The organism is Taklimakanibacter albus, from assembly GCF_016595235.1.
Lineage (GTDB): Bacteria > Pseudomonadota > Alphaproteobacteria > Rhizobiales > Aestuariivirgaceae > Taklimakanibacter > Taklimakanibacter albus.
This window is the reverse complement of record NZ_JAENHL010000008.1, coordinates 353,239-367,184: the sequence shown is the minus strand read 5'-3', so window position 1 is coordinate 367,184 and position 13,946 is coordinate 353,239. Positions and strand designations below refer to the sequence as shown.

13 protein-coding genes are annotated in these 13,946 nt (G+C 62.7%); 10 read left to right on the top strand and 3 right to left on the bottom strand.

The genetic code is table 11. The annotated features are described in order from the left end of the window. Genes JHL16_RS24655 through JHL16_RS24645 form a run of 3 tightly spaced genes read left to right on the top strand, consistent with a single transcriptional unit; the run spans position 1 to position 2,942 of the window. Complete coding sequence (locus tag JHL16_RS24655) at positions 1-1,140, top strand: DSD1 family PLP-dependent enzyme (protein WP_200187552.1); 1,140 nt, start codon at positions 1-3, stop codon at positions 1,138-1,140. Positions 1,141-1,166: 26 nt separating this feature from the next. Then, entirely contained in the window at positions 1,167-2,426 is a 1,260-nt protein-coding gene (locus JHL16_RS24650) for a D-amino acid dehydrogenase (RefSeq protein WP_200187551.1), read from the top strand. Between the two features lie 12 nt (positions 2,427-2,438). Further along, positions 2,439-2,942 (top strand): RidA family protein, encoded by a 504-nt coding sequence (locus JHL16_RS24645; protein ID WP_200187550.1) that lies wholly within the window; start codon positions 2,439-2,441, stop codon positions 2,940-2,942. 64 nt (positions 2,943-3,006) lie between these two features. Here the strand turns inward: JHL16_RS24645 and JHL16_RS24640 are convergent, their stop codons facing one another. Next, the gene (locus JHL16_RS24640) at positions 3,007-4,659 is read right to left on the bottom strand and encodes an FAD-dependent oxidoreductase (protein ID WP_200187549.1); all 1,653 of its coding nucleotides are present in this window, start codon (positions 4,657-4,659) and stop codon (positions 3,007-3,009) included. A gap of 348 nt (positions 4,660-5,007) precedes the next feature. Here JHL16_RS24640 and JHL16_RS24635 point away from each other — a divergent pair, with 348 nt between their 5' ends. After that, the gene (locus JHL16_RS24635; RefSeq protein ID WP_246771158.1) at positions 5,008-5,418 is read left to right on the top strand and encodes a RidA family protein; all 411 of its coding nucleotides are present in this window, start codon (positions 5,008-5,010) and stop codon (positions 5,416-5,418) included. 84 nt (positions 5,419-5,502) lie between these two features. Here JHL16_RS24635 and JHL16_RS24630 read toward each other — a convergent pair whose 3' ends face one another. Next, the gene (locus JHL16_RS24630; protein ID WP_200187547.1) at positions 5,503-6,438 is read right to left on the bottom strand and encodes a LysR family transcriptional regulator; all 936 of its coding nucleotides are present in this window, start codon (positions 6,436-6,438) and stop codon (positions 5,503-5,505) included. Positions 6,439-6,850: 412 nt separating this feature from the next. On the opposite strand from JHL16_RS24630, the gene JHL16_RS24625 reads away from it, so the two are divergent. From JHL16_RS24625 to JHL16_RS24600, 6 genes are all read left to right on the top strand, one after another. Beyond that, the gene (locus JHL16_RS24625) at positions 6,851-8,434 is read left to right on the top strand and encodes an ABC transporter substrate-binding protein (protein WP_200187546.1); all 1,584 of its coding nucleotides are present in this window, start codon (positions 6,851-6,853) and stop codon (positions 8,432-8,434) included. A 99-nt stretch (positions 8,435-8,533) separates the two neighbouring features. Continuing rightward, positions 8,534-9,472 (top strand): ABC transporter permease, encoded by a 939-nt coding sequence (locus tag JHL16_RS24620; protein WP_200187545.1) that lies wholly within the window; start codon positions 8,534-8,536, stop codon positions 9,470-9,472. Next, complete coding sequence (locus tag JHL16_RS24615) at positions 9,469-10,359, top strand: ABC transporter permease (protein ID WP_246771157.1); 891 nt, start codon at positions 9,469-9,471, stop codon at positions 10,357-10,359. The genes JHL16_RS24620 and JHL16_RS24615 overlap by 4 nt, the downstream gene beginning before the upstream one ends. Before the next feature lie 3 nt (positions 10,360-10,362). After that, positions 10,363-11,379 carry an ABC transporter ATP-binding protein gene (locus JHL16_RS24610; RefSeq protein ID WP_200187544.1) on the top strand — a complete coding sequence of 339 codons (1,017 nt, stop codon included), beginning with the start codon at positions 10,363-10,365 and terminating at the stop codon, positions 11,377-11,379. Then, on the top strand, positions 11,376-12,347 hold the full coding sequence (locus JHL16_RS24605; RefSeq protein ID WP_200187543.1) for an ABC transporter ATP-binding protein: 972 nt from the start codon (positions 11,376-11,378) through the stop codon (positions 12,345-12,347). Before JHL16_RS24610 ends, JHL16_RS24605 begins: the two co-directional genes overlap by 4 nt. Positions 12,348-12,358: 11 nt before the next feature. Further along, entirely contained in the window at positions 12,359-12,874 is a 516-nt protein-coding gene (locus tag JHL16_RS24600; protein WP_200187542.1) for a L,D-transpeptidase family protein, read from the top strand. A 13-nt stretch (positions 12,875-12,887) separates the two neighbouring features. On the opposite strand, the gene JHL16_RS24595 is transcribed toward JHL16_RS24600, so the two are convergent. Beyond that, entirely contained in the window at positions 12,888-13,817 is a 930-nt protein-coding gene (locus JHL16_RS24595) for a LysR family transcriptional regulator (RefSeq protein WP_200187541.1), read from the bottom strand. Positions 13,818-13,946 lie beyond the last annotated feature (129 nt).

Below are 13,946 nucleotides of genomic sequence, written 5' to 3'. Positions count from 1 at the left end.
ATGAACATGACTCTTGGACCGAACGCGAAATTCATCGGCGTGAAGGGTGGGCGCCGGCAGCTCAATACGCCGGCGCTGTTGCTCGATCTCGATGTGATGGACCGCAATATCGCGACGATGGCGGCGCATGCGAAGAAGGCCGGAATAAATCTCCGGCCGCACAGCAAGGGCGGCAAGTCGATCGAGATCGCGCGCCGGCAAGTGGCGGCGGGCGCCATCGGCATATGCTGCGCGACATTGGGCGAAGCGGAAGCGCTGGCCGCGGGCGGCATCGAGAATCTTCTCATCACCTCGCCGGTGGTGACACCGGCGATGATCGACCGGCTCATGGCGCTCAACGGCAGGAGCAGGGGCCTCCTCGTCGTTGCCGACAACCCGGACAATGTGGAAGCCCTGGCGCAAGCTGGCGCCGCGACCGGCCAGTCCTTGGCGCTCGTCGTCGAATTCGATGTCGGCCAGGGCCGCACCGGGACGACGAGCGTCGAGGCGGCCGCCGCCTTGGCGCGCCGGATCAAATCCTCGGCCCATCTGCGCTATGCCGGCGTCCAGGCCTATTACGGCCATCTCCAGCACATCCAGGCCCATGCCGACCGCAAGGCGGCGGCGGCGACGCAAATGGCGCGCGTCAAGGCGCTGCTCGATCATCTGAAGGCCGAGGGCCTCTCGCCGGCGATCGTCACCGGCGGGGGGACCGGCACGTTCGACATCGACCCCGACGGCCATGTATATACCGAAGTGCAGGCTGGCTCCTATCCCTTCATGGACCGGGAATATCTCGAAATCGCCATGACCGCTGGCGGCAGCTCGCCTTTCGCCGCCGCGCTTTTCGTCCAGACGTCGGTGGTGAGCGCCAATCGCGAAGGGCTCGCCATCGTCAATGCCGGCTACAAGTCATTCGCCACCGAAGGCGGCCCGCCGGTCGTGACGAGGCCCGAGCTCGCCAATGCCAGCTACCGGCTGATGGGCGATGAGCATGGCGGTGTCGCTTATGATGCGAAGAGCGCCAGGCTCGCGATCGGCGATGTCGTCGAGTTCTTGACGCCGCATTGCGATCCGACCATCAATCTCTATGACCGTTATCATTGCGTGCGCGGCGACATGCTGGTCGAGATCTGGCCCGTCGATGCGCGGGGACGTTGAATGAGCGGCGCTGAGGGAGCAACTTCATGAAAGTGATCGTGCTGGGCGCCGGCGTCGTCGGGACGGCGACGGCCTATTTCCTCGCCCGCCATGGCGTCGAGGTCGAGGTGGTCGAACGCCAGCCGGGGGCGGCGCTCGAGACCAGCTTCGGCAATGGCGGCGTCATCCATGCGAGCGAGGTCGAGCCCTGGTCGCAGCCAGGCATGCCGCTCAAGGTTCTGAAATGGCTCGGCCAGGAGAATGCGCCGCTGCTCGTGCGGTATGGCGCGCTTCCGAAAATGTGGCAGTGGGGCCTGAAATTCATGGCCAATTGCACGGAGGAGCGTTTCCGCCGCAATACCTTGGTCAATCTGAGGCTCGCGCTGCACAGCCTGGCGATGCTGCAGAAGATCCGCGCCGAAACCGACATCGACTACGATCTGCGCACGCACGGCGTGCTCAAGATCTATACCAACGCGCAGTCGCTCAGATCCGGCATCGCGACGGCGAAATTTCTCTCCGGCTCCGGCCTCACTTTCGCCGAAGCCGATGTGGCGGAGTGTGTGCGGCGGGTGCCGGCCTTGCAGGCGACCGCCGGGAGCCTCGTCGGCGGCATCTATTTCCCGCGCGATGAGATCGGCGACTGCCATAAATTCACGACCGCGCTGGCGAAGCGTTGCGCCGAGCTCGGCGTCACTTTTCATTATGGCACGACCGTCCAGAACCTCGAGCGCGGCAGCAACGGCATTACGGCCGTCGTCACCAGCCGTGGCGTGATGCGGGCCGACAGATTTGTCGTGGCCATGGGGAGTTTCTCAGCTCTGTTGCTGAAGCAGGTCGGCATCCGCGTGCCGATCTATCCGGTCAAGGGCGTCACCATCACGGTGCCGGGTCAGGCCTGGCCCGACCGGCCATCGCTTCCGGTCATCGATGACGGCCGCATTTTCGGCCTGGTGCCCTTGGGCGATCGCATGCGGGTGTCGGGCTCTGCCGAGGTCGCCTCCTATGACACGACGCCGAGCCCGGCGCGCTGCCAGGCCATCCTCAACAATGTCGTCAGCGTGTTCCCTGATTTCGCCCGCTGCGTCGATCCGGCGACGGTGAAATACTGGGCCGGCGTCAGGCCGGTGACGCCCAGCGGCACGCCCATTCTCGGGCGCGCGCCGATCGCCAATCTCTTCATTGCCGCCGGTCACGGTCATCTCGGCTGGACCATGGGCTGCGGCTCGGGCGAGGTCATGGCGGCCTTGGTGACGGGAAATGCCGCGAGTATCGACACCAGCGGCTTTGCATTGGCGGATCATTGAACGAGGGATGTGATGGCACGGACGGCGAAGAAGGCAAAGACGGTCAAGAAGGCCAAGACTGCAAAGAAGCCCAAGCGACCCCTGGTCCAGGGTTATGGCAGCGAGCCGGGTTTTCCCATTTCGCTGGCGATGCGCGCCGGCGACTTCGTCTTCACCTCGGCGCAGGGCGATCACGGTTTCGATCCCGCCGATGTGGTCTATGACAAGAAGGGTCTCGTCGTCAGCGACGGCAACAAGCTGCCGCCCCGCAGCATGGCGGATGAGACGCGCGCCACCTTGCGCTATATCGAGGCGAGCCTGAAGGAAGCCGGCTGCACGCTGGCCGATGTCGTCGACACGTCGGTCTGGCTGCGCGATCCGCGCGATTTCCACGAGATGAACCGCGCCTATGGCGAGTTCTTCACGCAGAACCAGCCGACCCGCTCGATCTTCCGCATCGATTTCATGTTCGATTGCCGCATCGAGATCAAGGTGACCGCGTATAAACCGATAGCCGCACGGAAGACACGCCGCTGACCGGCGGGCGGGACAGCCGGCGCATCAGCGACGCGTGAAGGACGAGCCTATTGCCACGCCTCGTTCACAATATGGCCGGCTCGGCGCGCTTGCGCGCCAGGAAGTCGTGAATGGCGGCGACGACCTGAGCGCCTTCCCCGACTGCCGATGCCACGCGCTTCACCGAGCCGGCGCGGACATCGCCGATGGCGAATACTCCCGGAAGACTGGTCTCGAGAGCATGGCAGTCTTCGCCAATCCCCGTTCTGATGAAGCCCTTCTGGTCAAGCTCGACGCCGCAGCCCGCCAGCCACTCCGTATGAGGATCGGCGCCTACGAAAAGGAAGAGATGGCGGATCGGGCGTATTGCCTCCTCTCCCGTCTCTCGGTTGCGCCAGCTCACACCGGTCAGGGTTTCGCCGCCCTCCAGCCTCGTCACTTCGGTGCGCAGCACGACCTCGATATTCGGCTGCGCCTTGATGCGCTCGATCAGATAGCTTGACATCGAGGCTGCCAGGCTGGCGCCGCGAACAATCAAGGAGACCTTGCCGACCAGGCCGGCAAGATACACGGCCGCCTGGCCGGCGGAGTTGCCTGCGCCCACGAGGGCGACTTCCTGTCCCTCGCACAGGCGTGCCTCGATGGGCGAGGCCCAATAATGCACGGATGAATCCTCAAACTGGCAGATATTGGCGAGGTTCAGTCTGCGGTATCGCGCTCCGCTCGCGATGACGACCGAGGAAGCCCGGAGCCTCTCGCCATCGCCGACGTCGAGACTGAAGGTTGAGTCGGTGTTCTGCTCCAGGCGATGCACCTCATCGGGAATAGCCATCTCGACGCCGAACTTCTGGGCCTGGTTGTAGGCGCGAGCCATCAGCGCCAGGCCCGAGATGCCTGTCGGGAATCCGAGATAATTCTCGATACGCGCCGACCCGCCGGCCTGGCCACCGAAGGCGCGGCAATCGAGCACGATCGTCGACAGGCCTTCCGATGCCGCATAGACCGCGGCGGCAAGCCCGGCCGGACCTGACCCGACAATGGCGAGATCATAGACCTTCGTTTCGTCCACGCGCCGCAGGAGGCCGAGGCAGCGGGCGAGCTCATTCTCGCCGGGATTGCGCAGGATTTTCCCGTTCGGGCAAAGCACGATCGGCAGATGATGGACATCGACATTGAAGCGGCTGATCAATCCCGCTGCGTCGGGATCGCGTTCGGGATCGAGCATGCGGTGCGGCTGGACATTACGGCGTAGGAACACCTGAAGGCGCACGACATCGGCGGCTTCCGACCTTCCGATGATGATGGGTCCTCCGGCCGACATCTCCAGCAGATTGGTCCGCCGCAGGATCAAGGCGCGCATGATGCGCTCGCCCAGCGCCGCCTCCTGCACAAGCACATCGCGCAGGCGATCTGGCGACAGGACGAGCGCCTCGGAGTCCTCGACCACATCCACATCGACCAGCGACGGCCGGTCCGACAGCTGGGCCAATTCTCCGGCGAACTGACCGGCTCGATAGGTGACGATGAGCTGCCGCTGACCGAGCGCCGTCATCTGGTGGACGTCCGCCTTGCCCGAGAGAAACACGACGATGCCGGGCGACAGGTTGCCCGTCCGCGCAATCGGCGTGCCAGCCGGATAGGTCACGCTTCTGCCGAAACGCCTCAGCCGCTCAATGTCGCGTGGCTCCAGAATGGGAAACATCTGGTCGTGGCGGGCATGACGCGCGGGATTGCTCATGCTTTGTTATCCCACGAAATCCGAATGCGGCTCAACATTTCAAGTCGCGCCTTCAAAATGGCTGGCTTTGGCTGGTCACGCCGGGGCGAGTTGAGGGGATCGGGGCGCCGACTCCCAACAGGGCGGGCAAGAGAAGCCGGTTCACGCCTTTGGGATTGGCATGACAATTGATCAGACCATAGATCAGCTTTCCCGCCAATTCCCGCGTTTTCCAATTGAGAGGGGAAGGGCAGGCGGGCTAAAACGCTCCGCAGGTGGTTTCGATGCGGAGTCTCGTCGCATCCTCGATGATCGCCGGCGCGGTGATTACCAATGTCGCTTCAGTCGAACGAAGTAGGAGATTATTTAATGCCGCTCCAATTCATCAACCCGGATGAACTGCCAATTCCGGAGATGTACACACAAGTTGTCATCGCGACGGGATCCAAGCTGGTATTCGTCTCGGGTCAGCAGCCCGAAGACATACATGGCAAGCTCGTCGGACATGGTGATTTTGCGACGCAAGCGCGCCTGGCATTCGGCAATCTCGGCCGGGCGCTCCGTGCGGCAGGTGCCCGGCCTGAGCAAGTTTGCAAGATCACGATCTACATTGTCGATTATAAGCGCGATGAGCACGTTCCGATCATCGAGGCAGCGCAGATTTCGCTGTTTGGCGATCACAAACCCGCGAATGTGGTGGTCGGTGTAGCGATAATGTCCCCAGGTTACCTCATAGAGGTCGACGCGATAGCGGTCATTGACGAGGCCGTCAGAAGCTAACGTCGCCAGCTCACGCCTCACCCCGATATTTTCGGACGATTTTCAACCGTTGCCCGAAGTCGGGCAACTTTGACGGGAAGCGCTCTAGGGTTTAGGCCCGGCATGGTTCAAGGCGCGCTTGAGCCCCTCCGCCATATCCTTCGCCACCTGATGCAAGGCCTCGATGAACAGACCGGCTTGCATGGACCTCGTGCTGCGGGTCGGGCGCCAGACCGACAGAAGATAAGGCACGGAGACCGTCAGGGGGCGGAAGGTCACGCTATGCCCGCCATAGCTTGCGGCCGTGAGGGGATTGATCACCGACATGCCGACGCCGGCCGCGACCATTGCGCAGACACTTGCGGCGGTTGTGGTCTCCGCCGCGTAGTTCCGGGTGACGCCGGCGGCGGCGAAGACGTCATCCAGCTTGTGCCGGTAAGGATCGTTCTGGCCGAAATAGATGAAAGGCTGCCCGTCGAAATCCTCGGGCGCCAGCTTCTTCTGACCGGCGAGCGGATGATCGCGGGGCAATATGCAGACCATATCACCGACCAAAATCGTCTCCGTCGTCGCGCCTTCATGCCCGAACAGATTTTCGGCCAGGCCCAGGTCGAAGACCTGCATGGTCATCTCGTGGCGCAGCGAGGGTTCTTCATGCGAATGGATCGAGAAGTGGACGGCAGGCTGCGTCGCGAGAAAATGCTGGATCGCGCGCGGAATGATCGATTCCGCATAAGCGGGGATGCTGGCAATCCGAAAATTTGCCGCGTTGTTGGTGCGTATGGCCGAGGCCGCCCGGTTGATCTCGTCCAGGCCGACGAAGGAGCGCAGTACCACTTCGTGCAGCAGGATTGCCTGGTCCGTCGGGGTGAGTCGCTTGCCGAAGCGCAGAAACAGGTCAAAGCCGATGAGTTGCTCGATCTCGCGGATCTCTCGGCTGAGCGTGGGTTGCGAGCTGCCGAGCCGCGCCGCCGCGGCCGTGATGCTCTTGTTGACCATCACCGCGTTGAAGACGTCGATCTGCCGCTGCTTCAATTTCAAGTTGCGGTCCTCCCGGTGTCCAATATATCTAAAATGAATAAGAAGCGGAAACGAAGCATTTTACAAATATGCTGCAATCTGAGAATGTGAGACCACGGCAACATCCTGAAGCGCCTATGACTGAAGCCACTGTCTTCACTGCCGCTCCGGACAACGTGGAACACGGGCTGTCCCGCCGCCGTGGTGCGTTCACCGCCGGGCGCAGGGGCGTGGCCGGCATCGCGCCGGACTCCGGGCGCGCCTTTCTATCATTGTGCCATGACGGCTTTCCGGCTCTGGAACAGGCCAGGCTCCGGCGGCGAATGACCGATGTCGTGACGAGGTGAAGAGATCTTCGGGGAGCTGCGACTGCCCCTGGGAGGAATGCATTCAATGTCGCTTGTCGAACAGAAGAACAACCATTGAGGGTAACGTGACAAACAAAATAAGACTTCTGCTGGCCACCGCAGTGACCAGCCTGATCCTGATTTCCCCGGCGCTCGCGGACAACATGCTGCGGATCTCCTATCCGGAGGATCCGAAAACCGCCGATGGACAGATGACGTCGGATTCCTACACGCTTCCGCTCAACGTCTTTGACCGGCTGATCGAATCCGAAACGACCAGTCCCGGCCAGTCGGCGCTCGTGTCTGGCCTTGCCGAGAAGTGGGACGTATCCGGCGACGGCAAGACCTATACGTTCCATCTGCGTCAGGGCGTCAAATTTCACGACGGCGCCGAACTGACCGCCGATGACGTGGTCTACACGTTCGATCGCATGCTGAACCCCAAGACAAAGGCGCTCGGCACCGACATTCTGACCTTCATCGAAGGCGCGCAGGAACGGCTGGACGGAAAAGCCGAAAGCGTTTCTGGCCTCAAGGCGGTCGACAAATACACGGTCGAGATCAAGCTGGGCCAGCCTTATGCGGCCTTCCTGGCGCTTCTGGCGAGCCCCCAGGCCTCGATCTACAATCGCGCTTTCACGGAAAAGGCGGGCGACCAGTTTGGCCTGACGCCCGAAACGACCAACGGCACCGGTCCGTTCATCCTGCGCGAATATACGCTGAACGAGAGCCAGATGCTGGAGGCCAATGAAAACTACTTCCGGGGCCGCCCGAAGCTCGACCGGCTTCAGGTGCGCGTGGTCGCGGATTCGGAAACGTTGCGCCTTCTCTTCGAAACCGACGAGATCGACGTGTTCGACCTCGACTATGCGCCGACGCAGACGCCCTATTTCTACGGCAACGACAAGTGGAAGGACCTGGTGCGCTCGGGTCCGCGCGTCGGCGTTTATTACTACAACATCAACCAGGCGAAGAAGCCGTTCGATGATGTGCGCGTGCGCAAGGCCTTTCAGATGGCCATCGACCGTCAGACCATTCTCGACAAGAATTTCTATGGCAAAGGCAAGCTCGAGGACGGCGTCCTGCCGCGCGGCGTGGCGTGTTATGCGCCGGCGGCTCCGATCGCATACGACCCCGCAAAGGCCAAGGCTCTTCTCGCCGAGGCCGGCTATCCGGACGGCGTCGATATCAACCTGCAGCAGGTTTCCAGCTGGTCTGCGAAATGGTCGGACATGAATCAGATCATCCAGGCGCAGGTGGCGGCGGCCGGATTCAAGGCCAATATCGTGACCACGGACGAAGCCGCGTTTCTCGCCGCCCGCAAGGTCGGCGAAACCGACGCCTACACGCAGGTCTGGTCGGCGGACTTCAATGATCCGGACAATTTCTTCTATACGTTTTTCTCCGAGTCCGGATCCAAGGTGCGCGCCTATAACAACAATGACCCCGAGGTCTTCTCGGGCGTGGAGAAGGCGCGCAGCCTGACCAATCCGGAAGAACGCTGCAAGCTCTATCAGGAGCTCGCGGCGCGCATTGTCGATAAGGATGCGGCGTGGGTCCCGCTGTTCAGCCTTGATCACAGCTATGTCGTGCAGCCGCGCGTCAAGAATTTCGTCGTTCCGTGGAATGGTTGGAGCGATATGAGCTATTACAAAGTCGAGGTTGAGTAAGGTTCGGGACTTGGCGGGGGCGGGGCGCCGGATTGCGCTCCGCCTCCGGCATTTCAAAGCCTCGCACCAGGCTCTCGCCGTTGACGGAGCATTGCCTCGATGTTGATGTTTGCGATCAGGCGGATCGTCATCTCTATTCCTGTGCTTATCGGGATTACGGCGATCCTGTTCGTCATGCTGAACGTGGTTCCGGGCGATCCGATCGCTCTTCTGATGAAGGAACATGCCAGCCCCGAGGTGATCGAACGCGTCCGCGCGCAGATGCATCTCGATGATCCCTTGATCACCCGCTACTTTCGTTTCCTCTGGGACGCCGTCCAGGGAGACCTCGGCATCTCGATCAAGCTCAACCGCAGCGTGACGAGCCTGATCATGAACGCCTTTCCAAACACGATGATGCTCGCCGCCAGCGCCGCCTGCGTGTCCTGGATCATCGGCATTCCCGCCGGAATCCTTTCGGCCGTCCGGCGTGACAGTTTCCTCGATCACTTCTTCATGGGCTTCTCGCTGCTCGGCGTCTCCATGCCGATCTTCTGGTCGGCCCTGCTGTTCCAGTATGTCTTCGCCATGCAGCTGAGATGGCTGCCGGTTTCGGGCTTTTACGGCTGGCAGTACCTGATCCTGCCGGCCCTGGTGCTGGGCTGGAGCTCGGCCGGGGTCATTGCGCGCCTGACACGCTCGAGCCTGCTCGAGGTCATGCGCCATGACTATATCCGCACCGCCCGCGCCAAGGGCTTGCGCGAGGTGGGGGTAATCTCACGCCATGCGCTGAAGAATGCTCTCATCCCGGTGGTGACGATCATGGCGATCCAGGTGGCGACGCTGCTGTCCGGCGCGGTCATCACCGAAGCGATCTTCGGCATTCCCGGCGTCGGGCGCATCTCGGTCAGCGCCATCCAGTCGCGCGACATGCCGCTGCTGCAGGGCTCGGTGCTCTTCGCCACGGCGCTCGTCATCCTCGGCAACCTCATCGCCGACATGCTCTATTCGGTCCTTGATCCCCGGATTCGTTCCCAGATGACAAAGGCCGCGCCATGAGCCTGACCAGCGAGATGACGGCGCTGGCTCCCGACGTGATCGAGGAGACCAGCTTCCTGCGCGACGCCCTTCGCGCCTTCCGCAAGAACCGGATGGCGATGGTGGGGCTGTTCTTCGTCGTGACCCTGATCTTGGCCGCGGTCTTTGCGCCCTGGATAAGCCCGCACGATCCGTATCGGGTGGCGCTCGACGAGCAATTGCTGCCAGCTTCGTCGACCTATTGGCTGGGTACGGACAATTTTGGTCGCGATATCCTGACGCGCATTCTTTATGGCGCGCGCGTTTCCCTGGTCGTCGGCACCGTGCCCAGCCTGATCGCGCTGATGATCGGGACCGTCATGGGCATCCTCAGCGGCTATCTGGGCGGCAGGACCGATTTCGTCGTGATGCGGCTTGCCGACATGATGATATCCTTCCCGTCGCTGCTGCTCGCCATGGTGGTGATGTACACGCTGGGCGCCAATCTCCTGAACATCTTCATCGCCCTGGCCCTGGTGGGATGGGCCAGCGTGGCGCGGGTGGTGCGTTCGCAGACGCTCGCTTTGAAGGGCAAGGAGTTCATCGAGGCGGCGCGCGCCAATGGCGCCTCGCGCGCGACCATCATGTTCCGGCACATTTTTCCCAATGTCGTGCCGACGCTGATCGTCCTCTTCTCGCTGTCCATCCCCGACGCGATCATGTGGGAGTCGAGCCTGAGCTTCCTGGGCGTCGGCGTGCAGCCGCCCGGATCGAGCTGGGGCCTTCTGGTGGCGAAGGGCAAGGAGTATCTCTTCCAGGCGCCATTGGTCGCGATCGCGCCGGGCGTGGCGATCCTGCTGACGGTGCTGGCTTTCAATTTCATCGGTGACGGGCTGCGCGACGCCCTCGATCCTTCGATGAAGGATTGACCCATGGCGACGGGCGACACGGTTCTGAGAGTTCGCGAGCTGCGCACGGAATTCCGCGGCGACCGGGGGCATGTCCGCGTCCTCGACAATGTCTCTTTCGATGTCGGGCGCGGGCGCATCGTCGGCCTGGTCGGGGAGTCGGGGTCCGGAAAGAGCATGACGGCGCTCTCGCTCATGGGCTTGACGCCGAAGCCGCAGAGCCATGTCAGCGCCCGGAGCATCGAGCTCGATGGTGTCGAGCTGACGGCTCTTGGCGCCGACGGCCTGCGGCGGATCAGGGGTCGCGATATAGCCATGGTGTTCCAGGAGCCGATGACGTCGCTCAATCCGGTGCGCAAGGTCGGTGACCAGGTCGGAGAGCCGCTGGCGGTTCATAAGGGGCTGACCCGTCGGCAGATCCGGGCGCGCGTGCTCGAGATGTTCGAGCTGGTGGGCATTCCGGAGCCGAAGGCGCGCCTCGACGCTTATCCGCATGAGCTTTCGGGCGGCCTGCGCCAGCGCGCGATGATCGCCATGGGGCTGATCTGCGAACCGAAGCTTCTGATCGCCGACGAGCCGACCACGGCGCTGGACGTCACGACGCAGGCGCAGATCCTGCGTTTGATGCGCGAACTGCGCGACCGGGTCGGAACATCCATCATCATGATTACCCATGATCTCGGCATCATCGCCGAAATGTGCGATGAGGTGAATGTGATGTATGCCGGCCAGATCGTCGAGCAGGCCGATGTCTTCGACCTGTTCGAACGTCCCTCGCATCCCTATACGCGTGGGCTGCTCGCCTCCATTCCCAAGTCGACCGAGAAGCGCATCGGGCGCCGTATGCCGAGCATCCCCGGCAGGGTGCCCGATCTGGCGAGATTGCCTGTGGGCTGCCGTTTCAGTCCGCGCTGCGGCGACGTCATCTCCGTCTGCCGGCAGGAAGAACCGGCGCTCGCCGGCCTCGCGGAAGGACATTTCGCGCGCTGCTGGGTGCACGCGCCGCAAGCAGCGACGGCTGGCGGGAGGGACGCGTCATGAGCGAGGTCGTGCTTTCTACCCGCGAGCTGACGAAGCACTATGTGCTGGGCGGCGGTCTCTTCAGCCGGCGTCATGTGGTGCGCGCCGTTGACGGCGTCTCGCTCGACATCTACGAGCGCGAGACCTTTGCGCTGGTGGGCGAGTCCGGCTGCGGCAAGACCACGCTCGGGCGCGTGATGCTGCGGCTGCACGAGCCCACCTCCGGGACGATCCTGTACCGCGGACAAGACCTGTCCCGATTGAACGAGAGGGCCATGCGCGAGCAGCGCAAGAAGCTGCAGATCGTCTTTCAGGACCCTTATGCCTCACTCAACCCGCGCATGCGGATCGAGCAGATCCTGGCGGAGCCGTTGCGCACGCACGGCTTTGGGTCTGCCGAGGCGATCCGCGAGCGCTGCGCCGAACTCTTGGATATGGTCGGCCTCAGCCGCCGCTATCTGCGCAACTATCCGCACCAGTTTTCCGGCGGCCAGCGCCAGCGCATCGGCATCGCCCGGGCTCTGGCGAACAAGCCGGATTTCGTCGTCTGCGACGAGTCCGTTTCGGCGCTGGACGTCTCGATCCAGGCGCAGGTCCTGAATCTTCTGTCCGATCTGCAGGCCGACTTGAAGCTGACTTATTTCTTCATCACGCACGACCTGAGCGTGGTGCGCCAGTTCGCGGACCGTGTCGGTGTGATGTTCCTTGGCCGCCTGGTCGAGGTCGGGTTGACGGAGGACCTGTTCGACCGTCCGCTGCATCCCTACACCATGTTCCTGATCTCGGCCGTTCCCCGCGCTGATCCGCGTCAGCGCGGCCGTGAGCGTCCGATCCTGATGGGAGACATTCCGAGCCCGATGAACCTGCCTTCGGGGTGCCGGTTCCACACCCGCTGTCCTTTCGCCAAGGACATCTGCCGGACCGAGGAGCCGATGCCGCGCAAGATCGACGACCGGCTCGTGAGCTGCCATTTCCCGCTTGAAAGCTGAAGGAGAGGAATGTGAACTTGATCGTGAAACGTGCCGGTGATGGCTGGCAAGCCAGCTATGGCGACAGGGCCTGGCGCGCGGCGGTGGGCCGCGGCGGCATCCAGCGGCAGAAGCGGGAAGGCGACGGCGTCAGCCCGGTCGGCTGCTGGCCTATCCGCAAGGTGTTGTACCGTCCCGACAAGCTTGCCGCGGCACCGGTGTCGGTGTTCGCGACCGCCGTCATCGATCCCAAGGACGGCTGGTGCGATGCGCCCGACCATCCCGACTACAACCGCCCGGTTCGTCTTCCCTTCGCGGCTAGCCATGAGGAGATGTGGCGGAAGGACGACCTCTATGACATCGTCGTCGTGCTCGGCCAGAATGACGATCCGGTCGTTCCCTATGCCGGCAGCGCGGTATTCCTCCATGTCGCAAGCGCCGGTTACGGTCCGACCGCCGGCTGTGCTTCGCTGACGCGTGACGATCTGCTGGAATTTCTGGCCATGGCGAAACCCGGAACCTGCCTCTGCTTCGAGGACGTCGGTTGAGCCGACGCCGTGATTAGACATCTACCCGTCGAAGAATACCTTCCGTGTGCGGAGGATCGAGACCCCAAACGTCCGGATTTCGTGCGAAGTGTTCGATCAGCATTTCGATGAGGACCCGGACTTTCCGTGAAGGGTGCTGACCCGGCGGTCGGACGACATACGCACCTGCCGAAGGTGGCGGATAGCGTGTCATCACCGGAACGAGCGCGCCGGAGGCCAGATATTCGTGTGTGATGCAGTCGGGCAGCCAGGCAATGCCGAGCCCTGCTGCTGCGGCAGCGGCAATCGCCGTCGCGTTGTCGGCCTTGAACCTGCCCTGCGGCTGAACCGTGACAATCCTGCTGCCATCCATGAACTGCCAGGCTTCCGTTCCTTGCATGAGCGCCTGATGGTTGACGAGCTGCTCCACTATCTCGGGTGAACCGTGCGCTTTGATGTAATCCGGGCTCGCAACAAGCTTGCCATAGATCGGGCCGATGCGCTTCGCGATAAGGTTGGAGTCCTGAAGGTAGCCAACCCGGATCGCGCAATCGAAACCTTCGGCGATCAGATCGACGAAGCGATCGCTATAGGAGGTATGGATGTGGAGCCGCGGGTGCTGATGGGCCATGTCCGCAAGCACGCGGGCGAAGTGAGTCGGTCCGAAAGAAAGCGGCATGGCGACCCTCAGGCGGCCGCGCAACTCGCCGGTCGGGAGGATCGTTTCCCTGGCCATATCGATCTCGGCGCTGGCTCGGGCCGCATAGTCTCTGAACGTGATTCCCGCTTCCGTGAGCGCAGCACCGCGGGTCGTTCGTGCAAGAAGCTGGACGCCAAGTTCCGCTTCAACCCGGAAGAGACGCCGACTGACGATTGATTTGGAGACGCCGAGCCTGCGGGCGGCGGCCGACACGCCCTCGGCATCTGCCACGGCGACGAATGTCCGTAGATCTTCGATGTCCATTCCCGCGTTCCTCATTTCGCGACACAGCTTACCTGATTATGGCACTACCGCATCACAAGTAGGAACGGCAAATTGCGTTCAGACAACGTCGCCCGCTGGCGCATGTCCCCTGTGAACCCATTGCCGTCC